This is a genomic window from Geodermatophilus telluris (genome assembly GCF_900102745.1).
Lineage (GTDB): Bacteria > Actinomycetota > Actinomycetes > Mycobacteriales > Geodermatophilaceae > Geodermatophilus > Geodermatophilus telluris.
The window spans coordinates 121,188-141,849 of the sequence record NZ_FMZF01000004.1 but is presented as its reverse complement, the minus strand read 5'-3'; the positions used below and the strand labels follow the sequence as shown (position 1 = coordinate 141,849).

The following is a 20,662-nucleotide window of genomic DNA, read 5'->3' as shown; positions in this document are numbered from 1 at the left end:
GCGTGATCCGGGCCACCGTGGCACCCCGCGCCCCGGGCGCGCGGGGCTCCGGCGCGGGAGACCTAGGCTGCCGGGGTCGGCCGTCGAGCCAGGAGGACGTCGTGACCGCCCAGCACCCCGAGCCGCCGGCCGGACGCTCCGGTGCGCCCGAGCGGACGCGCGACGCCGACCGCACCCGCGCGGAGATCCTCGCGGTGGCCACCGCCGAGTTCGCCGACCGCGGCTACGCCGGCGCCCGGATCAACGAGATCGCCGACAAGCTGAGCACCACCAAGCGGATGATCTACTACTACTTCGGCGGCAAGGAACAGCTCTACGTCGCCGTCCTGGAGCAGGCCTACAGCCGCATCCGCAGCCTCGAGCAGCAGGTCGACGTCGAGCACCTCGACCCGGTCGAGGCGATCCGCGAGCTGGCCGGCCTGACCTTCGACCACCACGAGGCGCACCCGGAGTTCATCCGGCTGGTCAGCATCGAGAACATCCACCGCGCCGAGCACATCGCCCGCTCCGAGGCGCTGTCCGGGCTGGCCAACCCCGCGCTGGACGTGCTCGGCCGCATCCTCGAGCGCGGCTGGGACGCCGGTGTGTTCCGCGACGACGTCGACGCGCTCGACGTGCACCAGGTGATCAGCGCCTTCTGCGTCTTCCGGACGGCGAACCGGCACACCTTCGGCGCCATCTTCGGCCGCGACATGCTCGACCCGGCCCGCCGCGACCACCAGCGGCGGCTGCTCGCCGACCTCGTCGTCGCCCACCTGACCGCCAGCCAGGGCTGACCCGGCCGCCCCGGCGGCGGGTCAGGCGGCCGGGTGGACGAGCAGGGCGGTGATCCGGCGCCCGGCCGGCCCCTCGACGACGACGTAGGTGGTGTCCACGCGGCCGATCTCGACGCCGTCGGACCGGACGCGGGCGAAGGCCGCCCGGTGCAGGGCGCCGGTGCGGTTGACGACCGTGGTGGCGGAGGAGAGCGGCACGCTCCGGTCGTAGCCGGCCGCGCGCAGGGCCCCGACCTGCTGCCGGGCGGCGGCGAGCACCTCGGCCGCGTCGGCCAGCACGGCGCAGCCGGAGTCGGTGCTCAGCACCAGCGGCACCCCGTACCAGGCGAGCAGCCGCTCGACGTCGTCGACGTCACCCCGGCCGAGGGCGGCGAAGTCGTGCAGGTAGCCCGCGTGCCAGGCGCGGAGCTCGCGTTCGTCCACGCCCGCATCGTGGCGCGCGGCCGGGCGGAGCGGGACGGGGTCGTCCGCTAGGACGGGTTGACACGGTGACCGCGATCACCTCACCATCTGGTACGTAACCAACTGGTACATAAGCGCCCGGCGCACCGCACCGGGCCCCGCCGCCGATCGCCGGCACCCTCCACCGCGCCACCGGCCCTCCAGGAGACCGACCATGAGCCAGCCCACCGTCCCGGGTGGCACCCCCGCCCCCGGCGGTACCGCCCCCGGCGGTACCGCCCACGAGCGCCTGCCGCGCAAGGCCGCCCTGGCGAGCTTCGTCGGCAGCATGCTCGAGTACTACGACTTCTTCATCTACGGCGCGGCCGCCGGCCTGGTCTTCCCGCAGGTGTTCTTCCCCGAGTCCGACCCCTCGACCGGCACGCTGATCTCCCTCGCCACCTTCGGCGTCGCCTACGTCGCCCGGCCGCTCGGTGCCGTGGTCATCGGCCACTTCGGCGACCGCGTCGGCCGCAAGCGGATGCTCGTGCTCACCCTGCTGCTGATGGGCGTCTCGACGTTCCTCATCGGCGCGCTGCCCTCCTACGCCGCCATCGGCGTGGCCGCCCCGGTGCTGCTGGTCGTGCTGCGCGTGCTGCAGGGGCTCTCGGCGGCCGGCGAGCAGAGCGGCGCCAACTCCCTCACGCTCGAGCACGCCCCCGAGGGGCGGCGCGGCTTCTTCACCAGCTTCACGCTGTCGGGCACCCAGGCCGGCCTGATCCTGGCCAACGTCGTCTTCCTGCTGGTGGCGCTGCTGCCCGAGGACCAGCTGCTCACCTGGGGCTGGCGGATCCCGTTCTTCCTGTCCGCGGTCGTCGTCGCCGTCGGCTACTGGGTGCGCCGCTCGCTGCCGGAGACGGCGGAGTTCGAGCGGGCCAGCGAGGAGGAGCAGGTCGCCAAGCTGCCGGTCGCCGTCCTGTTCCGCGACCACTGGGCCTCGGTGCTGCGGGTGGTCCTCTGCGCGCTGGTCTCGGTGGTCAGCACGATCGTCAGCACCTGGGCGCTGGCGCACGGCACCAACGTCGTCGGCATGGAGCGCTCGACCCTGCTGTGGATGGTCATCCTGGCCAACGTCGTCGCGCTGGGCGTCCTGCCGCTGTGGGCCCGGCTGTCCGACCGGGTCGGCCGCCGTCCGGTGTTCGCCCTCGGTGCGCTGGGGTCGGCCGCGCTGGCCTTCCCGTTCCTCTGGGCGCTGCAGCAGGGCAGCGGCCCGCTGGTCGTCGTCTTCGGCGTCGCCCTGTTCGGGGTCGTCTACTCGGCGGCGAACGGCATCTGGCCGTCGTTCTACGGCGAGATGTTCGGCACGCGGGTGCGCTACTCCGGCACGGCCATCGGCACGCAGATCGGCTTCGCGCTCGGCGGCTTCTCGCCGGCCATCGCCGCGGCCATCGTCGGTGAGGGGCCCGGCGGCTGGGTGCCGGTGGCGCTGCTGACCGCCGGCGCCGCCACGGTGGCCGGGCTGTGCGCGCTGACCGCCCGCGAGACCGCGCACGTGCCGCTCGAGCAGCTCGGCGACGTCCACACCCGGGCGGCGGCGCGCCAGAAGACGCTCACCCGCGCCTGACCGCGCACCCTCGTCCCGCGGGCCCCGGCCGGATCGGCCGGGGCCCGCACGCGTCCGCGTCCCGGAGCACACTGGGCGGGTGACCGTCGTGCTCACCGAGGCCGACTACGCGGCGACGGTGTCCGCGCCGGGGATCGTGCTGGTCGACTTCCGCGCTGCCCGGTCGGGGTCGAGCCGGGCGTTCACCCGCGAGTTCGCCGCCGCGGCGGGGCGGCACCCGGGGCTGGTGTTCGCCTCGGTCGACACCGAGGCCGAGGTCGCGCTGACCGCGCGGGTGGGGGTGCGCTCGGCGCCCACGCTGATGGTGTTCCGCGACGGCGTGCCGGTGTACGCCGAGCCCGGCTACCTGCCCGGCGACTCCCTCGACCTGCTCGTCGCCACGGTGCGCGAGCTCGACATGCCCGCGGTGCGCGCGCTGTTCCCCGAGCCGGTCGACCCGCGCTGAGGCGCTGACCCCGCACGCCGTCCTACCGCACCGCAGCGCGTCCCACCCGACGTCCCACGGTCGGGTGGGACACGCCACGATCAGGTTCCCTGGTCATCGCGCGGCCCCTCAGGAGACGAGGACGACGACCAGCGTCCGGGGGCCGTGCACGCCCTCCACCCGCTCCAGCTCGATGTCGCTCGTGGCCGACGGCCCGCTGATCATCGTGAGCGGGCGCAGCGGGTCCAGCCGGCCCAGGCTCTCCGGCACCCCGCCCACGACTTGGTCGGCGGTGACCACGCAGACCAGGCAGTCGGGCAGCAGCGACAGCGCCCGCCGGCCGCACGGCGGCGTCCCGTCGAGCACCAGCGTGCCGGTCTCGGCGATGGCCACCGCGACGGCGGTCACCGAGGCGGCGCGCTCGGCCAGCTGCACCGGCGGCCGGTCGTCGTCGGTGTCGAGACCGTCGGGGCGCCACGCGGCCGGCAGCCCCGGCGCGGCCACCACCGACCCCGGCGCCCAGCCGGTGCCGAGCCCGGCGTCCAGCGCGGCGGTCACGGTGCCGGCGACGTCCTCGGGCCCGCAGCGCAGCACCGAGGCCTTGTAGTCCTCGAGCCGGTCGACGAGGACGTCGAGCAGCTCGGCGACCGGCCGGTCGTCGGTCGTGCGGTAGTCGCGCACCACCTCCGGCACCGGCGCGCGGGTCTCGCCGAGCGCGGTGCGGATGCGGCCCAGCACCTCCTCGCGCGCACTCACGACCGGCCCCCGTGCTCGCGCACCCACTGGGCGGTGAAGCTCTCCGCCGGCGGGGTCGGCAGGTCGCGGCTGCGGGTCCACGCCGAGGCGGGGAAGGGCAGCGCGGCCGGCATCGTGGGCCGGCCCCGGGCGACGAGGCGGCCCAGCCCGGCCGCCCGCTGCGCCAGCCGCCACAGCCGCGGGTGCGACATCGCCCGCGCCAGCGCCCTGAACGCGACCGACTCGGCGGTCGGCCGCTCCTGCGCCTCGACGTGCTCGGCGCGCAGGTGCACCAGGATCGAGGGGATGTCGATCGCCACCGGGCAGACGTCGTAGCAGGCGCCGCACAGGGACGAGGCGTAGGGCAGCGAGGCGTTGTCCTCGACGCCGGTCAGCTGCGGCGAGAGCACCGCGCCGATCGGCCCCGGGTACACCGAGCCGTAGGCGTGCCCGCCGGTGCGCTCGTACACCGGGCAGACGTTGAGGCAGGCCGAGCACCGGATGCAGTGCAGCGCCTGGCGGCCCACCTCGTCGGCGAGCACCGCCGTCCGGCCGTTGTCGACCAGCACCAGGTGGAAGTCCTGCGGCCCGTCGCCGGGCGTCACCCCGGCCCACGTCGAGGTGTAGGGGTTCATCCGCTCGCCGGTGGAGGAGCGGGGCAGCAGCTGGAGGAACACCTCCAGGTCGCGCCAGGTGGGCACCAGCTTCTCGATGCCCATGACGGTGATCAGCGTCTCGGGCAGGGTCAGGCACATCCGGCCGTTGCCCTCGCTCTCGACCACGGCGAGGGTGCCGGTCTCGGCGACGGCGAAGTTCGCCCCGCTGATCGCCACCCGGGCCCGCAGGAACCGCTCCCGCAGGTGCGCCCGGGCGGCCATCGCCAGTCGGCGCGGCTCGTCGGTGAGGTCGGCGTCCACCCGCGGCATGGTGCGCAGGAAGATCTCGCGGATCTCGGCGCGGTTCTTGTGGATCGCCGGCACCAGGATGTGGCTGGGCGCGTCGTCGCCGAGCTGCACGATCAGCTCGGCGAGGTCGGTCTCGTGGGCGGTGATGCCCGCGGCCTCGAGCGCCTCGTTGAGGCCGATCTCCTGGGTGGCCATCGACTTGACCTTGACCACCTCGTCGCTGCCGGTGGCCCGCACCAGGTCGGTGACGATGCGGTTGGCCTCGCCGGCGTCGCGCGCCCAGTGCACCGTGCCGCCGCGCGCGGTCACCTGTCGCTCCAGCTCCTCGAGGTGCTCGTCGAGGCGGGCCATCGTCGCGGTCTTCAGGGCGCTGCCGGCCGCGCGCAGCTGCTGCCAGTCGGGCAGCTCGGCCACGACCCGGGCCCGCTTGCCGCGGATCGTCTGGGTCGCGTGGCCGAGGTTGGCGCGCAGCTGGCCGTCGCGCAGCGCGTCGCGGGCGGCGTCGGGGAAGGACCGGTCGCCGCGCAGGTGGCCGACGCCGCGGGGCGCGGTGGGCAGGCCGAGGAACGTCGTCCCCGACCGCGGCGCGCCGGGCGCGAGCGGGGTCTGGTCGGTGCGCAGGTCCTGCGGGGTGGTGGTCACGCGGTCACCGCCGGGCGGGTGGTCTGGTGCGGGGTCACGGCGTCCTCCGTCGAGGCGAGGATCTCGGCTAGGTGCACCGTCCGGGTGCCCGAGCGCAGCCGCGACAGCCCGCCGCCGATGTGCATCAGGCAGGAGGAGTCGCCGGCGGTGCAGACCTCGGCGTGCGTGGACAGCACGTTGGCCATCTTGTCGGTGAGCATCGCGGTCGAGGTGTCGGCGTTCTTCACCGAGAACGTGCCGCCGAACCCGCAGCACGACTCCGCGCCCGGCAGCTCGACCAGCTCCAGCCCGCGCACCGCGCGCAGCAGCCGCAGCGGCCGGTCGCCCACCTTCAGCAGCCGCAGCGAGTGGCAGGTCGGGTGGTAGGTCACCCGGTGCGGGTAGTAGGCGCCGACGTCGGTCACGCCGAGGACGTCGACGAGGAACTGCGACAGCTCGTAGGTGCGCTCGGCCAGCGCCTCGGCGTCGGCGGCCAGCGCGTGCTCGCCCGCCCGGCGGGCCACCATCGCCTGCTGGTGGTGGATCGAGGCCACGCACGACCCCGACGGCGCGACGACGGCCTCGGCGCCGGCGAAGGCGCGCACGTGGTTGGCCACGATGGGCACCGCCTCGCGCCGGTACCCGGTGTTGACGTGCATCTGCCCGCAGCAGGCCTGCCCGGCGGGCACGACCACCTCGTGGCCCAGCCGCTCCAGCAGTGCCGCGGTCGCCCGGGCGACCTGCGGCACCACCGTGTCCACCAGGCAGGTGGCGAAGAGCGCGACCCTCATGGAACCCCCTCACTGCCCGCCGGTGCGGCGGACGCGGCTGGACTCACGGACGACGAGCACCGGCTCGAAGACCTCCTGGACGTGTACGTGACCCTCGCCCCGCGCCTCGTCCAGCAGCAACTCCGCCGCGCGGGACCCGAGCTCCTGGCGCGGCTTGCGCACCGAGGTGAGCGGGACCGCGGCGGCCGCGGCGAAGTCGATGTCGTCGTAGCCGACGATGGCGAACTCGTCGGGCACCCGCACCCCCTGGCGGACCATCTCCTGCAGCACGCCCAGGGCCATGAGGTCGTTGGCGCAGACCGCGGCGGTGGGCCGGCGGGACGCGGGCATGCCCACGATCCGGGCGGCGGCCTCGCGCCCGCCCGCGACGGTGAGCGCCTCGGGGGAGAGGGTGAGCAGCTCGTCGACGGCGCCGGTGGCCTCGCGCACCGCCGCCTCGACGCCGTCGTGCCGCTCCTGCACCTGCGGCAGGCCCGAGGCGCCGCCGATGAAGGCGATCCGCCGGTGCCCGCGCTCGAGCAGGTGCTCGGCGGCCAGCCGCCCGCCGAGGACGTCGTCGACGGCGACCGCGCACTGGTCGGGCCCGGGCGCGCGGCGGTCGACGAGCACCACCGGGACGCCGCGCCGGCGCAGCGTCTGCAGGTGCGGGGTGAGCTCGGCGGTCGGGGTGATGAGCACCCCCTGCACCCGCTGCTCGGCCAGCACGTCGAGGTGTGCGGACTCCTTCTCGGGGCGGTCGTCGGAGTTGCACAGGATCAGCGCGAGCCCGGCGGGGTTGACGACGTCCTCCACGCCCCGGGCCACGTCGGTGAAGAACGGGTTGGCGATGTCGAGCACGACCAGCCCCACCGTGCGGCTGGAGCCGGCGCGCAGCTGGCGGGCCGACTCGTTGCGCACGAAGCCCAGCGCGGCGATGGCGCCGAGCACCCGCTCGCGGGTGGCCGCGCTGACCACCTCCGGCCGGTTGAGCACGTTGCTGACCGTGCCGACCGAGACGCCGGCGGACTCGGCGACGTCGCGGATGCTCGCGGGCACGGCGCCTCCTCGCAGGCCGGGGGAGGCGCCCGGGGCGGACGCCGTGCGGCGATCGTCACCCTATGCCCTGAAACGTGTCAACCGCCCAGCAGTCCGCCAGCCCGCACTCGTTACCGGGCACCGGAGTGGTCGTTGACACGTCTCAGGCGCGAGCCCTATGGTCTGCGCCACAGGGCCTGTGAATCGTTTCAGCATCGGAGGTGGTCACCGTGGACCACGCGTCGTCGTCGGCGCCCGGCCGGGTCGTACTGGCCCTGGAGGACGTCGGCAAGAGCTTCGGCGCGGTCGCCGCCCTGCGCGGCGCGCGGCTGGAGCTGCACGCGGGGGAGGCCCACGCGCTGGTGGGCGAGAACGGCGCCGGCAAGTCGACGCTGGTGAAGATCCTGGCCGGGGTCCACGGCCCCGACACCGGGCGGGTGCTGCTCGACGGGCAGCCGGTGACCCTCGCCGACCCGGCCGCCGCGCGCGCCGCCGGCATCGCGGTCATCTACCAGGAGCCCACGCTGTTCCCCGACCTGTCGGTCGCCGAGAACATCTTCATGGGCCGCCAGCCGCTGCTGCCCGGCCGCCGGATCGACCGCCGGACGCTGGCCCGCCGCTGCCGCGAGCTGTTCGACCGGCTCGGCGTGGCGCTCGACCCCGACCGCCCGGCGCGCGGCCTGTCCATCGCCGACCAGCAGATGGTCGAGATCGCCAAGGCGCTGTCGTTCGACGCGCGGGTGCTGGTCATGGACGAGCCGACGGCGACCCTGTCGGGCGTGGAGGTGGAGCGGCTGTTCGCCGTCGCCCGCTCGCTGCGCGACTCCGGCGCGGCGGTGCTGTTCATCTCCCACCGCTTCGACGAGGTGTTCGACCTCTGCGACCGGATCACCGTCATGCGCGACGGGCAGTGGGTCTCCACCGACCTCGCCCGCGACCTCACCGTCGACCAGGTGGTCCGCCGGATGGTCGGCCGCGAGGTCTCCTCGCTGTTCCCGAAGGTCGACGTCGAGCCCGGCGACGTCGTGCTCGAGGTGCGCGGCCTGACCACCCGCGGCGTGTTCTCCGACGTCTCCTTCGACGTGCGGGCCGGCGAGATCGTCGCGCTGGCCGGCCTGGTCGGCGCCGGGCGCAGCGAGATCGTGCGCGCGGTCTTCGGCGTCGACACCTACGACGCCGGCACCGTCCGGGTCTCGGGGAAGGCGCTGCGGAAGGGCGACCCGGCCGCGGCGATGGCCGCCGGCATCGCGCTGGTCCCCGAGGACCGCCGCCAGCAGGGCCTGGTCATGGAGCTGTCGGTGGAGCGCAACGCCACCCTCACCCGCCGCTGGCAGCTGGCGAGGGCCGGCCTGCTCAGCTCCCGCGCCGAGCGCGCGCAGGCCGCCGAGTGGTCGACGCGCCTGCAGGTCAAGGCCGGGAAGCTCAGCGACCCGGTGTCCACGCTGTCCGGCGGCAACCAGCAGAAGGTCGTCCTGGCCAAGTGGCTGTCGACCGAGCCGCGGGTGCTGATCGTCGACGAGCCCACCCGCGGCATCGACGTCGGCACCAAGTCCGAGGTGCACCGGCTGCTCTCGCAACTGGCCGCCGAGGGCCTGGCCGTCGTGATGGTGTCCAGCGAACTGCCGGAGGTGCTCGGCATGGCCGACCGCGTCCTCGTCGTCTCCGAGGGCCGCCTCGTCGACGACATCCCGCGCGCCCGCGCCGACGAGGACAGCGTGATGCTGGCCGCGACCGGCCAGGGCGCCCCGAGCGCCGGGGCGGCCCGGTGAGCGCCCCGGCGACCAAGAGCCCCGCCGCGCTGCCCGAGGAGCTGGCCGCCCCCGAGCGCACCGGCCGCCGCGGCTCGGCCCTCGTGCACCGGCTGTTCGTGGTGCGCGAGCTCGGCATCCTCGCCGCGCTGGTGCTGCTGGTGCTGGTCACGGTGGTCGCCAACCCGCGGTTCCTGTCCGGCCAGAACGTCCGCGACCTGCTGCTGTCGGCCGCGATCCTCACCGTGCTCGCCGCGGGCCAGACGATGGTGATCGTCACCCGCAACGTCGACCTCTCGGTCGGCTCGGTGCTGGGCCTGTCGGCCTACGCCACCGGCACGCTGCTGGTGGTCGCGCCGGGCACGCCGGTGGTCGTCGCGGTGCTCGCCGGCACCGCGGTCGGCGCGGTGTGCGGCCTGGTCAACGGCCTGGTCGTGGCCGCCGCCGGGGTGCCCTCGCTGGTGGTCACCCTCGGCACGCTCTACGCCTTCCGCGGCCTGGACTCGCTGTGGGCGTCCAGCGCCGACCGGCTGCAGATCAACGCCGCCGACCTCCCCGCGGGCTTCAAGGCCCTCGGCGGCGCGCGGCTGCTCGGCGTCCCGGTGCTGTTCCTCGTGGCCGTCGCCGTCGTGCTGCTGGTCGGCTGGTACCTGCGCACCTTCCGCAGCGGCCGCGAGCTCTACGGCATCGGCTCGGCACCCGAGGCCGCGCGGCTGTCGGGCATCCCGGTCGGCCGGCGGGTGCTCACCGCGTTCGTCGTCAACGGCGCCCTCGCCGGGCTGGCCGGCGTCCTCTACGCCGCCCGCTTCCAGACGCTGGACACCACCGCCGGCACCGGCCAGGAGCTGTTCGTCGTGGCCGCCGCGGTGGTCGGCGGGGTGGCCATCTTCGGCGGCAGCGGCTCGGTCTACGGCGCCGCGCTCGGCGCGCTGCTGCTCACCACGATCGGCACCGCGCTGCCCCAGCTCGGCCTGGACCCCTTCTGGCGCGACGCCGCCGTCGGCGCGCTGATCCTCGCCGCCATCGCCCTCGACCGCGCGCTGCAGCTGCGCCTGGCCGCCCGACTCCGGGGGAGGAACGCCCGCCGTGACCGTTGACACCGCTCCCGCACCGGCCCCGGCCGCCGCGCCCGCCCGCCGCGAGCGGACCCTGCCCGCGGGCAGCGTCATCACCACGTTCCTGGTGCTGTTCCTGGTCGTCGCCGCGTTCTCGGTCGAGGGCTTCGCCAGCACCCGCAACGCCGGCTTCCTGCTGCTCGACGTCGTCGTCATCGCGCTCATCGCGCTGCCGCTGACGCTGATCGTGGTCACCGGGGAGATCGACCTGTCGGTGGCCAGCACCGTCGGCCTGTGCAGCGCGGTCATGGGCCAGCTGTGGGTGGCCGGGCTGCCGCTGGAGGCGATCGTCCCGCTGGTGCTCGTGCTGGGCGGCGTGCTCGGCGCGGTCAACGGGTTCCTCGTGACCCGGCTGGGCCTGCCCTCGCTGGCGGTGACCATCGGCACGCTGGCGCTCTACCGCGGGCTGGCGTTCGTCGTCCTGGGCGACCAGGCGGTGGCCGACTTCCCGCGGGCCTGGACCACCTGGGCGATCAGCTCGATCGGCTCCACCGGCATCCCGACCGTCGTCGTCCCGCTGCTGGTCCTGATCGCGGTCACCGCCGTCGTCCTGCACGCCACGCCGATCGGCCGCTCGCTCTACGCCATGGGCAACAGCGAGGACGCCGCCCGGTTCAGCGGCATCGACGTCGCCCGCACGAAGCTGTGGCTGTTCGTCGTCACCGGCGTGGTCAGCGCCCTCGGCGGCGTCTACTGGACGCTGCGCTACGGCAGCGCCCGCGCGGACAACGCCACCGGCCTGGAGCTGCAGGTCATCGCGGCGATCCTGCTCGGCGGGGTGTCGATCTTCGGCGGCAGCGGCGGGCTGCTCGGCGTCATCGCCGGCGCGCTGCTGCTCGGCTCGGTCCGCAACGCGCTGCAGCTGGTCAACGTGCCCTCCGACGTCCTCAACATCGTCACCGGCGTGCTGCTGATCACCGCGGTCGTCGCGCCGCAGGTCGCCGCCCGGGTCCGGGGCCGGCGCCGCCGGGCCCCCGCCTGACCCCCCGAACCGCACCACCGCACCACCCCCACCCACCCGAAGAGAGGGACCCCGATGTCGCTGTTCCTGACCAGCCGCCGCGTGCGCGGTGGCCTGACCGGCCTGGCGGTGGCCGCCATGGTGCTCACCACGGCCGCCTGCGGCGGTACCACCCGCGGGGAGGACGAGGGCAGCAGCTCCGGCGGCGACGCGGCCGGCGCGTCCGCGGACCCGGACGCCGAGATCCCCGCCGACCTCGCCGTCGCCTTCCTGCCCAAGCAGCTCAACAACCCCTACTTCGACGTCGCCGCCACCGGCTCCGAGCGGGCCGTCGGCGAGATCGACGGCGAGTTCAGCCAGGTGGGCCCGTCGGAGGCCAGCGCCTCCTCGCAGGTCAGCTACATCAACACGCTGACCCAGCAGGGCGCCGACGTCATCCTGACCTCGGCCAACGACCCCAACGCCATCTGCAGCGCGCTGGACCAGGCCCGCAGCGGCGGCGCCAGCGTGGTCACCTTCGACTCCGACACCGACCCCGAGTGCCGCGACCTGTTCATCAACCAGGCCACGGCCGAGGGCATCGCGCAGACCCAGATCGACACGATGGCCGACCAGATCGGCGGCGCGGGCCAGGTGGCGATCCTGTCGGCGACGGCGAACGCGACGAACCAGAACACCTGGATCGAGCTCATGACGGAGTACGCCGCCCAGGAGTACCCCGACATGGAGATCGTGACGACGGTCTACGGCGACGACGAGGACGAGAAGTCCTTCCAGGAGACCCAGGGTCTGCTGCAGACCTACCCCGACCTCAAGGGCATCATCTCGCCGACCACCGTGGGCATCTCGGCCGCGGCGCGCTACCTGTCCGGCTCGGAGTACAAGGGCCGGGTCGCGCTGACCGGCCTGGGCACCCCGAACCAGATGCGCGAGTTCGTCCAGGACGGCACCGTCACCGCCTTCGCGCTGTGGAACCCCGAGGACCTCGGCTACCTGGCCGCCTACGCCGGCGCCGCGCTGGCCGCCGGCCAGATCACCGGCGAGGAGGGCGAGACCTTCGAGGCCGGTGACCTCGGCGAGTACGAGGTCGGCGCCGACGGCGTCGTCGTGCTCGGCGAGCCCACCGTGTTCAGCGCCGACAACATCGACGACTTCGACTTCTGAGTCGTCCCCCCGCCGCCGGCCCGCCCGGCCGGCGGCGGGGGACCACCACCAGGAGACCACCGTGCCCCGTGCCGTCTTCACCCTCCAGGTCCGCCCCGAGCGGCTGGCCGAGTACCGCGAGCGGCACGCCGTCGTCTGGCCGGACATGCTGCGCGCGCTGCGCGACGCCGGCTGGCGCGACTACCAGCTCTTCCTCCGCGACGACGGCCTGCTCGTCGGCGTCGTGGAGACCGACGACCTCACCGCCGCCCAGGCCGCCGTGGACGCCACCGAGGTGAGCGCCCGCTGGGAGGCCTCGATGGCCCCCTTCTTCGCGACCGGGAACGGCCGCGGCAAGGCCGAGCTGGAGCTCGTCTTCGACCTCGACGCCCAGCTGAGGGCCCTCGAGGAGCCCACCACCGCACCATCGGGAGACCTCTCGTGACCACCGACCTCCGCACCCGCGCCCTCGCCGCGCTGGCCGAGCAGACGATCGAGCTGCCCTCCTGGGCGTTCGGCAACTCCGGGACCCGGTTCAAGGTCTTCGGCCAGCCCGGCGTGGCCCGCGACCCCTTCGAGAAGATCGAGGACGCCGCGCAGGTGCACCGCTTCACCGGCGTCGCGCCGCGGGTGTCGCTGCACGTCCCGTGGGACCTCGTCGACGACTTCGGCAAGCTCGCCGCGCACGCCGCCGACCTCGGCGTCTCGATCGGCGCGATCAACTCCAACCTGTTCCAGGACGACGACTACCGGCTCGGCTCCCTCACCCACCCCGAGAAGCGGGTCCGGGACAAGGCGATCGCCCACCACGCGCAGTGCGTCGACGTCATGCGCGCCACCGGCTCGACCGACCTGAAGCTGTGGCTGCCCGACGGCACCAACTACGCCGGCCAGGACGACCTGCGCGCCCGGCAGGACCGCCTCGCCGACTCCCTGCAGCAGGTCTACGCGCTGCTCGACCCCGGCATGCGGCTGCTGCTGGAGTACAAGTTCTACGAGCCCTACTTCTACGCGATGGACATCCCCGACTGGGGCACCTCGCTGCTGCACTGCCTGGCCCTCGGCGAGCAGGCCACCGTCGTCCTCGACACCGGCCACCACGCGCCGGGCACCAACATCGAGTTCATCGTCATGCAGCTGCTGCGGGTGGGCCGGCTCGGCGCGTTCGACTTCAACTCGCGCTACTACGGCGACGACGACCTCATCGTCGGCTCGGCCGACCCGTTCCAGCTGTTCCGGATCATGAACGAGATCGTCGCCGCCGACGCGCTGCGGCCCGACTCCGGCGTCAACTTCATGCTCGACCAGTGCCACAACATCGAGCCCAAGATCCCCGGCCAGATCCGCTCGGTGCTCAACGTGCAGGAGGCCACGGCCAAGGCGCTGCTGGTCGACCGCGACGCGCTGACCGCCGCCCAGCAGTCCGGTGACGTGCTCGCCGCGCACGGCGCGCTGACCGACGCCTTCTCCACCGACGTCCGCCCGCTGCTGGCCGAGCTGCGGGAGAGCACGGGGCTCGACGCCGACCCCTACGCCGCCTACGCCCGCTCGGGCCACCAGGAGCGCATCGCCCGCGAGCGCGTCGGCGGCACCCAGGCCTCCTGGGGCGCGTGAACGAGGCGCCCGGCCGTTCCCGCACCCCACCCGTCGAGATCCCGCGATCTCGTCCACACCAGCTCGCTCGACCGTGCGAGATCCCGGGATCTCGACGCGGCAGAACCCGGAAGGAACCACCTCCGTGACCAACCCCGTGGTCAGTGACCTCCTCGCGCGGTCGAACCGGCTCGGCGCCGACCCGCGCAACACCAACTACGCCGGCGGCAACACCTCCGCGACGGGCACCGGGACCGACCCGGTCACCGGCCGCCCCGTCGAGCTGCTGTGGGTCAAGGGCTCCGGCGGCGACCTCGGCACCCTGACCGAGTCCGGCCTGGCCGTGCTGCGGCTGGACCGGCTGCGCTCGCTGGTCGACGTCTACCCGGGCGTCGAGCGCGAGGACGAGATGGTCGCCGCGTTCGACTTCTGCCTGCACGGCCGCGGTGGCGCCGCGCCGTCGATCGACACCGCGATGCACGGCCTGGTCGACGCCGCGCACGTCGACCACCTGCACCCCGACTCCGGCATCGCCCTGGCGACGGCGGCCGACGGCGAGGCGCTGACCCGCGAGTGCTTCGGCGACCGCGTCGTGTGGGTGCCGTGGCGGCGCCCGGGCTTCCAGCTCGGCCTGGACATCGCCGCGATCAAGGACAAGAACCCGCAGGCGATCGGCTGCGTCCTCGGCGGGCACGGCATCACCGCCTGGGGCGCCACCAGCGAGGAGGCCGAGGCCCACTCGCTGGAGATCATCCGCACTGCCGAGGCGTTCCTGGCCGAGCGCGGGAAGCCGGAGCCGTTCGGCGCCGTCGTCCCCGGCTTCGAGCCGCTGCCGGCGGCCGAGCGCCGGCACCGGGCCGCCGTCCTCGCGCCCGTCGTCCGCGGGCTCGCGAGCACCGACAAGCCGCAGGTCGGGCACTTCACCGACTCCGACGTCGTCCTGGACTTCCTGTCGCGCGAGCAGCTGGCGCCCCTCGCGGCGCTGGGCACCTCCTGCCCCGACCACTTCCTGCGCACCAAGGTGCGGCCGCTGGTCGTCGACCTGCCGGCCACCGCGCCGGTCGAGGACGTCGTCGCCCGGCTGAAGGCGCTGCACGAGGAGTACCGCGCCGAGTACGCCGCCTACTACCAGCGGCACGCCACCGCCGACTCGCCGGCCATGCGCGGCGCCGACCCGGCGATCGTGCTGGTGCCCGGCGTCGGCATGTTCAGCTTCGGCGCGAACAAGCAGACCGCCCGCGTGGCCGGCGAGTTCTACGTCAACGCGATCAACGTGATGCGCGGCGCCGAGGCGGTCTCCACCTACGCCCCGATCGACGAGAGCGAGAAGTTCCGCATCGAGTACTGGGCGCTGGAGGAGGCGAAGCTCCAGCGGATGCCGAAGCCCAAGCCGCTGGCCACCCGGGTCGCCCTGGTCACCGGCGCGGCCAGCGGCATCGGCAGGGCGATCGCCGAGCGGCTGGCGGGCGAGGGCGCCTGCGTCGTCGTCGCCGACCTCGACCTGGCCAGGGCGCAGGCCGCCGCCGCGGAGATCGGCTCGGCCGACGTCGCGATCGGCGTGGCCGCCGACGTCTCCGACGCCGAGGCCGTGGCCGCCGCCTTCCGCGAGGCCTGCCTGGCCTTCGGCGGGGTGGACCTGGTGGTGAACAACGCCGGCCTGTCGATCTCCAAGCCGCTGCTGGAGACCACCGAGGCCGACTGGGACCTGCAGCACGACGTCATGGCCAAGGGCAGCTTCCTCGTCTCCCGCGAGGCGGCCCGGATCATGATCGAGCAGGGCCTCGGCGGCGACCTCGTCTACATCTCCTCGAAGAACGCGGTCTTCGCCGGCCCGAGCAACATCGCCTACTCCTCGACCAAGGCCGACCAGGCGCACCAGGTGCGGCTGCTGGCCGCCGAGCTCGGCGAGCACCAGATCCGGGTCAACGGCATCAACCCCGACGGCGTGGTCCGCGGGTCGGGCATCTTCGCCGGCGGCTGGGGTGCCCAGCGCGCCGCCGTCTACGGGGTGCCCGAGGAGGAGCTGGGCCAGTTCTACGCCCAGCGCACCCTGCTCAAGCGCGAGGTGCTGCCCGAGCACGTCGCCGACGCCGTCTTCGCCCTCACCGGCGGCGACCTCACCCGGACGACCGGCCTGCACGTCCCGGTCGACTCCGGCGTCGCCGCGGCCTTCCTGCGATGACCCGCGAGCTGACCCTCGCGGCTGTCGACCTGGGCGCCTCGAGCGGCCGGGTGATGGCCGCGCGGGTCGGCCCCGGGCGGCTGGACCTCACCGAGGTGCACCGGTTCCCCAACCGGCCGGTGCGCACGGCGGGCACGCTGCACTGGGACGTCCTCGGCCTCTACGCCGGGGTGCTCGACGGGCTGCGCGCCGCCGGGCGGGAGGCCAACGGCGGCGCGGTCGACGGCGTCGGCATCGACAGCTGGGCGGTCGACGTCGGCCTGCTCGACGCCGACGGCGCGCTGCTGGGCAACCCGGTGCACTACCGCGACGCCCGGCACGAGACCGCGGTGCCGGGGGTGCACGCGCTCGTCCCGCCCGACGAGCTCTACGCCGTCAACGGCCTGCAGCACCTGCCGTTCAACACGGTGTTCCAGCTCGCCGCGATGCGCGGGACGGCGCGGTTCGCCGCCGCCCGGCAGGCGCTGCTGGTGCCCGACCTGCTGGCCTACTGGCTCACCGGGGCGCGCCGGGCGGAGGTCACCAACGCCTCCACCACCGGGCTGCTCGACGCGACGACGCGGCAGTGGGCGACCGGCCTGCTCGACCGGCTCGACCTGCCCCGCGACCTGCTGCCCGCGCTGGTGCAGCCGGGGGAGGAGATCGGCCGGCTGACCGCCGAGGTGCGCGCGGAGACCGGGCTGGGCGAGGTCCCGGTGGTCGCCGTCGGGTCGCACGACACGGCCTCGGCGGTGGTCGGCGTCCCCGCGGAGGGCGACCGGTTCGCCTACGTCTCCTGCGGCACCTGGTCGCTGGTGGGCGTGGAGCTGGAGAAGCCGGTGCTCACCGCGGCGAGCCGGGAGGCGGGGTTCACCAACGAGCTCGGCGTCGACGGCACGGTGCGCCACCTGCACAACGTCATGGGCCTGTGGCTGCTGCAGGAGTCGCTGCGCACCTGGGCGGCGGCGGGCCTGCCTGCCGACCTGCCCGACCTGCTCGCCGCGGCGGCCCGGGTGCCGGCGTTCACCGCGGTGGTCGACGTCGACGACCCGCGCTTCCTGCCGCCCGGTGACGTGCCGAGCCGGATCGCGCTGGCCTGCGCCGCGACCGGCCAGGCGCCGCCCCAGGGCCAGGCCGAGACGGTGCGCTGCATCGTCGACAGCCTGGCGCTGGCCTACCGGCGGACCGTCCGCCGCGCCGTCGAGCTGTCCGGGCGCGAGGTCGAGGTCGTCCACGTCGTCGGCGGGGGAGCGCGCAACGCACTGCTGTGCCAGCTGACCGCCGACGCCTGCGGCCTGCCGGTGCTCGCCGGGCCGGTCGAGGCCGCGGCGCTGGGCAACGCGCTGGTGCAGGCGCGGGCCCTCGGCGGGATCGAGGGCGGCCTCGGGGAGATGCGGCGGCTGCTGCGCGGCACGCAGGCGCTGGTGGAGTACCGGCCCGCGGGCTCGGCCGCCGCCTGGGACGCCGCCGAGGCCCGCCTGTCGTGACGGGCCGGCCCCCTCGCGTCAACCGCTGATCCGCTTGTAGAGATCGGGAGGTGCCGCCCCGCCGGCCACGACGGCCGCCGACCACGCGTCCAGCTGCCGCGTCAGCTCCGGGAGGTCGGCCCCGAGCGCGTCGAGAGCGGGTGCGGTGGCGGCCTCGGTGCGCGCCTCGACGTCGTCGCGCAGCCGCCGTCCCTCGGGGGTGAGCCGCCCGTCGGCGACCAGCCCGCGGCGCTCGAGGTCGGCGTCGGCGGCGGCCATCGCCTCCGGTGACCAGCCGCGGGTGCCGGCGTAGGCGCCGTGCTCCCAGCCGACCCAGTACTCGGTCAGCAGGTTCATCTGCACCGCGGTGAGGCCGGCGGCCACGTTGGCGGCCTGGTGGGCGTCGCCGCGGAACTCGCGCAGCAGCGTCGCGGCGTGCCAGAGCGCGCCCAGCGGGTCGGCCGGCCAGGACAGCGAGAGCTGGCCGGCGAACAGCGGGCGGCCCACGACGTGCGGGGCGGCGGCGTCGACCGCGCGGCGCAGCACCTCGACGGCGTCCCGGACGTCGGCGCCGGGCAGCAGCTCGCGCAGCGACTCCACCACGCCCTCCTCCCGGGCCGCGAGCACCGCGTCGCGGCCGGCGGTGGCGCGGGCCTGCTCGTACCAGGCGGTGAGCGCCCCGGGCTCGAAGACGCCGAACGCGGCGACGACGACCGGCGCGGCCGGCTGACCCATCGGGGCGGCCCGGCCCCACACGTAGCCGGTGAGGAAGTCCAGCCCGAGGGCGGCGAGCCGGTCGTTGACGGGCCTGCCCCACCAGCTGATCGTCGCGATCGGCTCGGCGGCGTCCCGCAGCCGCCGGCCGGGGGTGTCGGGGACGGCGGCGGCCGGGCGCTCGCCGGCCTGCGGGGTGAGGAAGACCTGCTGCGCCTGAGCGTAGTCCACGCGCGCATGGTGCTCGCGGGACGCCGCCCGGGGAAGGTCGCGCCGGGTGGCGGGGTTGTCGGACGTGTCCGCTCCCGACCGGTCAGGAGACGCCCGTGCCTCCCGCCCCGCTCGCGATCACCGGCGCCACCGGACGGCTCGGGGGGCGGGTCGCCCGCCGGCTCGCCGACGCCGGGGTGGCGCAGCGGCTGCTGGTGCGCGACCCCGACCGGGCACCGCGGCTGCCCGGCGCCACCGCCGTCCGCGCGCCCTACGGCGACGCGGGCGCCGTCCGCGCCGCGCTGGAGGGCGCCGCGACGGTGCTCATGGTGTCGGCGTCGGAGAGCCCCGACCGGGTCGGGCAGCACCGGACCTTCGTCGACGCCGCGGTGGCCGCCGGGGTGGAGCACCTGGTGTACGTGTCCTTCGCCGGCGCCGCCCCCGACGCCACCTTCACCCTCGCCCGCGACCACGGGGCCACCGAGGAGCACGTGCGCGCCCGCGGGCTGACCGCGACGTTCCTCCGCGACTCCCTCTACGCCGACTTCGCGCCGGCGCTGGTGGGGGAGGACGGCGCGATCCGCGGGCCGGCCGGCGACGGGCGGGTGGCGCTCGTGGCGCAGGACGACATCGCCGACGTCGCCGCGCTCGTGCTGCGCGACCCGGCCGCGCACGCCGGCCGCACCTACGACCTCACCGGCCCGGAGGCGCTCACGCTGCACGAGGTGGCGGCGACCCTGGCCGCCGTCACCGGCCGGGCGGTGCGCTACGTGCCCGAGACGCCGGAGGAGGCCCACGCGTCCCGGGCGTCGTACGGGGCGCCGGACTGGCAGGTCGACGCGTGGGTGTCCACCTACACCGCGATCGCGGCCGGCGAGCTGGCCGCCGTCAGCAGCGCGGTCCCCGACCTGCTCGGCCGGCCGGCGACGACGCTGGAGCAGGTGCTGCGCGCCGCGGGCTGACCGGCGGCGCGGGGGTCGGGTCGTGGCCGGCGGCGATGCGGGCGAGCGCGCGCAGCGCCCGGACCGCGCCCACCGGCTCGACGGCCGACGGCGAGGCACCGGGGTGCCGCGCCGCGATCCGCACCCGCAGCACCGCGGGCCGGCTCCGGAAGAGCACCGGCGGGTCGAGCACGGCCGCCTCGCCGTCGATGCCGGCGGCCACCGGCCCGCACCCCCCGACGGTGAACTCGGGCGCCGACCACTGGCGCACGGGGCGCCGCCGCGGCCGGGTGCGGCCGTCCGGCGGGTCGACGACGGTGATGCCGAGGAGACCCTGGTCGATCGCCGGCCGCGTCCCGGCACCGGCCGCGCCCGAGAGGCGGTACTGGTTGTTGCCGACCAGGATCACCGCGGCCCCGTGCAGCTGCCGGCCGCCCGGGGTGACCCAGCGCAGGTCGCGGGAAGCGCCGTCCGCCCCGAGGGAGAGCGGCACGGTGCCCAGCAGCGTCCGCACCTTCGACGCCCGGTAGGCCGCCTGCTGCACCGCCTCGGCGTACACCCCGAGCGACACGTTGTTGACGAAGACCCGGCCGTTCACCTCGCCGAGGTCGACCCGCCGCTCCCCGCCCTCGACGAGGGCGTCGAGGGCGCCCACGACGTCGTCGCGGTCCACGCCGAGGTCGAGGGCGAAGTGGTTGCGGGTGCCCGAGGGGATGCAGGCGAAGGGCAGCCCCGCCTCGGCCGCGAGGCCGGCCGCCACCGCCTGCGAGCCGTCCCCGCCGGCCATCGCCACGGCGTCGGCACCGGCGGCGATCCGCTCGCGGACCAGCGCCGCGAGGTCCTGTCCGGGGCCGAGCTCGACGGTCTCGATGCCGCGCTCGCGGGCCGCCGCGACCAGCCCCACCCGCGCCGCGCGCCCGTCGCCGGAGCGGGGGTTGACCACCAGGACCGGGTGGCGCGGGGGCTCGGCGGCCGGCAGCTCGACGACGGGCCGGAACGCGATCCGCGCGGCCACGTACCACCCGAGCGCACCGAGGCCGAGCAGCAGCAGGACGCGCAGGAAGCCCTCGTCGACCAGCAGCCACACCGTGCCCGCCAGCGCGACGGCGGCACCCGCGAGCGCCGCCACCCGCGCCGAGCCGCGGCGGAGCACGCCCTGCCAGACGCCGGCGGCGACCAGCACCGCGCAGACCAGCACGAGCAGGCCCCGCGGGAAGTCGTGGAAGCCCGCGACCACGCCGAGCAGCAGCGTCCAGCCGGCGCAGAGCAGTCCGGCGGCCGCCGCGACGCGGCGCCGTCCGGTCCGCGAGCCGGGACGGGACACGGCCGTCACCGCGTC

The 20,662-nt window shown here is 75.3% G+C and carries 19 protein-coding genes; 12 read left to right on the top strand and 7 right to left on the bottom strand.

The annotated features are described in order from the left end of the window. The first annotated feature begins 101 nt into the window (after nt 1-101). The gene (locus BLQ97_RS14075; RefSeq protein WP_091366641.1) at nt 102-776 is read left to right on the top strand and encodes a TetR/AcrR family transcriptional regulator; all 675 of its coding nucleotides are present in this window, start codon (nt 102-104) and stop codon (nt 774-776) included. Nucleotides 777-797: 21 nt separating this feature from the next. Here the strand turns inward: BLQ97_RS14075 and BLQ97_RS14070 are convergent, their stop codons facing one another. Further along, on the bottom strand, nt 798-1,199 hold the full coding sequence (locus BLQ97_RS14070; RefSeq protein ID WP_091366640.1) for a DUF6841 family protein: 402 nt from the start codon (nt 1,197-1,199) through the stop codon (nt 798-800). Nucleotides 1,200-1,392: 193 nt separating this feature from the next. Between BLQ97_RS14070 and BLQ97_RS14065 the strand changes: the two genes are divergently transcribed. Together BLQ97_RS14065 and BLQ97_RS14060 are read left to right on the top strand one after the other, a co-directional pair. Continuing rightward, a complete protein-coding gene (locus tag BLQ97_RS14065) occupies nt 1,393-2,781 on the top strand; it encodes an MFS transporter (protein ID WP_091366639.1) in 1,389 nt (462 codons plus the stop codon). A 79-nt stretch (nt 2,782-2,860) separates the two neighbouring features. After that, nucleotides 2,861-3,226 (top strand): thioredoxin family protein, encoded by a 366-nt coding sequence (locus BLQ97_RS14060; protein WP_091366638.1) that lies wholly within the window; start codon nt 2,861-2,863, stop codon nt 3,224-3,226. A 108-nt stretch (nt 3,227-3,334) separates the two neighbouring features. On the opposite strand, the gene BLQ97_RS14055 is transcribed toward BLQ97_RS14060, so the two are convergent. The 4 genes from BLQ97_RS14055 to BLQ97_RS14040 are packed head-to-tail and all read right to left on the bottom strand — an operon-like array spanning nt 3,335 to nt 7,292. Continuing rightward, nucleotides 3,335-3,961, bottom strand: a complete 627-nt coding sequence (locus BLQ97_RS14055) for a LutC/YkgG family protein (protein ID WP_091366965.1) — start codon at nt 3,959-3,961, stop codon at nt 3,335-3,337. Continuing rightward, complete coding sequence (locus BLQ97_RS14050; protein WP_091366637.1) at nt 3,958-5,487, bottom strand: LutB/LldF family L-lactate oxidation iron-sulfur protein; 1,530 nt, start codon at nt 5,485-5,487, stop codon at nt 3,958-3,960. The genes BLQ97_RS14055 and BLQ97_RS14050 overlap by 4 nt, the downstream gene beginning before the upstream one ends. After that, nucleotides 5,484-6,257, bottom strand: coding sequence for a (Fe-S)-binding protein (locus tag BLQ97_RS14045; RefSeq protein WP_091366636.1), 774 nt, complete (start codon nt 6,255-6,257; stop codon nt 5,484-5,486). The genes BLQ97_RS14050 and BLQ97_RS14045 overlap by 4 nt, the downstream gene beginning before the upstream one ends. A gap of 9 nt (nt 6,258-6,266) precedes the next feature. Further along, complete coding sequence (locus BLQ97_RS14040; protein ID WP_217637198.1) at nt 6,267-7,292, bottom strand: LacI family DNA-binding transcriptional regulator; 1,026 nt, start codon at nt 7,290-7,292, stop codon at nt 6,267-6,269. A gap of 209 nt (nt 7,293-7,501) precedes the next feature. Between BLQ97_RS14040 and BLQ97_RS14035 the strand changes: the two genes are divergently transcribed. The 8 genes from BLQ97_RS14035 (at nt 7,502) to BLQ97_RS14000 (ending at nt 17,479) form a co-directional block, all read left to right on the top strand. Then, a complete protein-coding gene (locus tag BLQ97_RS14035) occupies nt 7,502-9,040 on the top strand; it encodes a sugar ABC transporter ATP-binding protein (RefSeq protein WP_175471743.1) in 1,539 nt (512 codons plus the stop codon). Beyond that, a complete protein-coding gene (locus BLQ97_RS14030) occupies nt 9,037-10,116 on the top strand; it encodes an ABC transporter permease (RefSeq protein ID WP_217637197.1) in 1,080 nt (359 codons plus the stop codon). The genes BLQ97_RS14035 and BLQ97_RS14030 overlap by 4 nt, the downstream gene beginning before the upstream one ends. Continuing rightward, on the top strand, nt 10,106-11,116 hold the full coding sequence (locus tag BLQ97_RS14025) for an ABC transporter permease (RefSeq protein ID WP_217637196.1): 1,011 nt from the start codon (nt 10,106-10,108) through the stop codon (nt 11,114-11,116). Before BLQ97_RS14030 ends, BLQ97_RS14025 begins: the two co-directional genes overlap by 11 nt. Nucleotides 11,117-11,170: 54 nt before the next feature. After that, a complete protein-coding gene (rhaS, locus tag BLQ97_RS14020) occupies nt 11,171-12,259 on the top strand; it encodes a rhamnose ABC transporter substrate-binding protein (RefSeq protein ID WP_091366635.1) in 1,089 nt (362 codons plus the stop codon). A gap of 61 nt (nt 12,260-12,320) precedes the next feature. Continuing rightward, a complete protein-coding gene (locus tag BLQ97_RS14015; RefSeq protein WP_091366634.1) occupies nt 12,321-12,683 on the top strand; it encodes an L-rhamnose mutarotase in 363 nt (120 codons plus the stop codon). Next, complete coding sequence (gene rhaI / locus BLQ97_RS14010) at nt 12,680-13,852, top strand: L-rhamnose isomerase (protein WP_091366633.1); 1,173 nt, start codon at nt 12,680-12,682, stop codon at nt 13,850-13,852. Before BLQ97_RS14015 ends, rhaI begins: the two co-directional genes overlap by 4 nt. 124 nt (nt 13,853-13,976) lie before the next feature. Next, complete coding sequence (locus BLQ97_RS14005; protein WP_091366632.1) at nt 13,977-16,013, top strand: bifunctional aldolase/short-chain dehydrogenase; 2,037 nt, start codon at nt 13,977-13,979, stop codon at nt 16,011-16,013. Beyond that, complete coding sequence (locus tag BLQ97_RS14000) at nt 16,010-17,479, top strand: rhamnulokinase (RefSeq protein WP_091366631.1); 1,470 nt, start codon at nt 16,010-16,012, stop codon at nt 17,477-17,479. The genes BLQ97_RS14005 and BLQ97_RS14000 overlap by 4 nt, the downstream gene beginning before the upstream one ends. Before the next feature lie 18 nt (nt 17,480-17,497). Here BLQ97_RS14000 and BLQ97_RS13995 read toward each other — a convergent pair whose 3' ends face one another. Beyond that, a complete protein-coding gene (locus BLQ97_RS13995) occupies nt 17,498-18,403 on the bottom strand; it encodes an SCO6745 family protein (RefSeq protein WP_091366630.1) in 906 nt (301 codons plus the stop codon). A gap of 95 nt (nt 18,404-18,498) precedes the next feature. Between BLQ97_RS13995 and BLQ97_RS13990 the strand changes: the two genes are divergently transcribed. Further along, a complete protein-coding gene (locus BLQ97_RS13990; RefSeq protein ID WP_217637195.1) occupies nt 18,499-19,344 on the top strand; it encodes an SDR family oxidoreductase in 846 nt (281 codons plus the stop codon). Here the strand turns inward: BLQ97_RS13990 and BLQ97_RS13985 are convergent. Next, nucleotides 19,271-20,647, bottom strand: coding sequence for a diacylglycerol/lipid kinase family protein (locus BLQ97_RS13985; RefSeq protein WP_091366959.1), 1,377 nt, complete (start codon nt 20,645-20,647; stop codon nt 19,271-19,273). The genes BLQ97_RS13990 and BLQ97_RS13985 overlap by 74 nt on opposite strands. Nucleotides 20,648-20,662: the final 15 nt, after the last annotated feature.

Coding starts and splice junctions, on each gene's coding strand:
- BLQ97_RS14065 (WP_091366639.1), top strand. CDS start 1,393: ATGAGCCAGCCCACCGTCCCGGGTGGCACCCCCGCCCCCGGCGGTACC.
- BLQ97_RS14045 (WP_091366636.1), bottom strand. CDS start 6,257: ATGAGGGTCGCGCTCTTCGCCACCTGCCTGGTGGACACGGTGGTGCCG.
- rhaS (WP_091366635.1), top strand. CDS start 11,171: ATGTCGCTGTTCCTGACCAGCCGCCGCGTGCGCGGTGGCCTGACCGGC.
- BLQ97_RS14000 (WP_091366631.1), top strand. CDS start 16,010: ATGACCCGCGAGCTGACCCTCGCGGCTGTCGACCTGGGCGCCTCGAGC.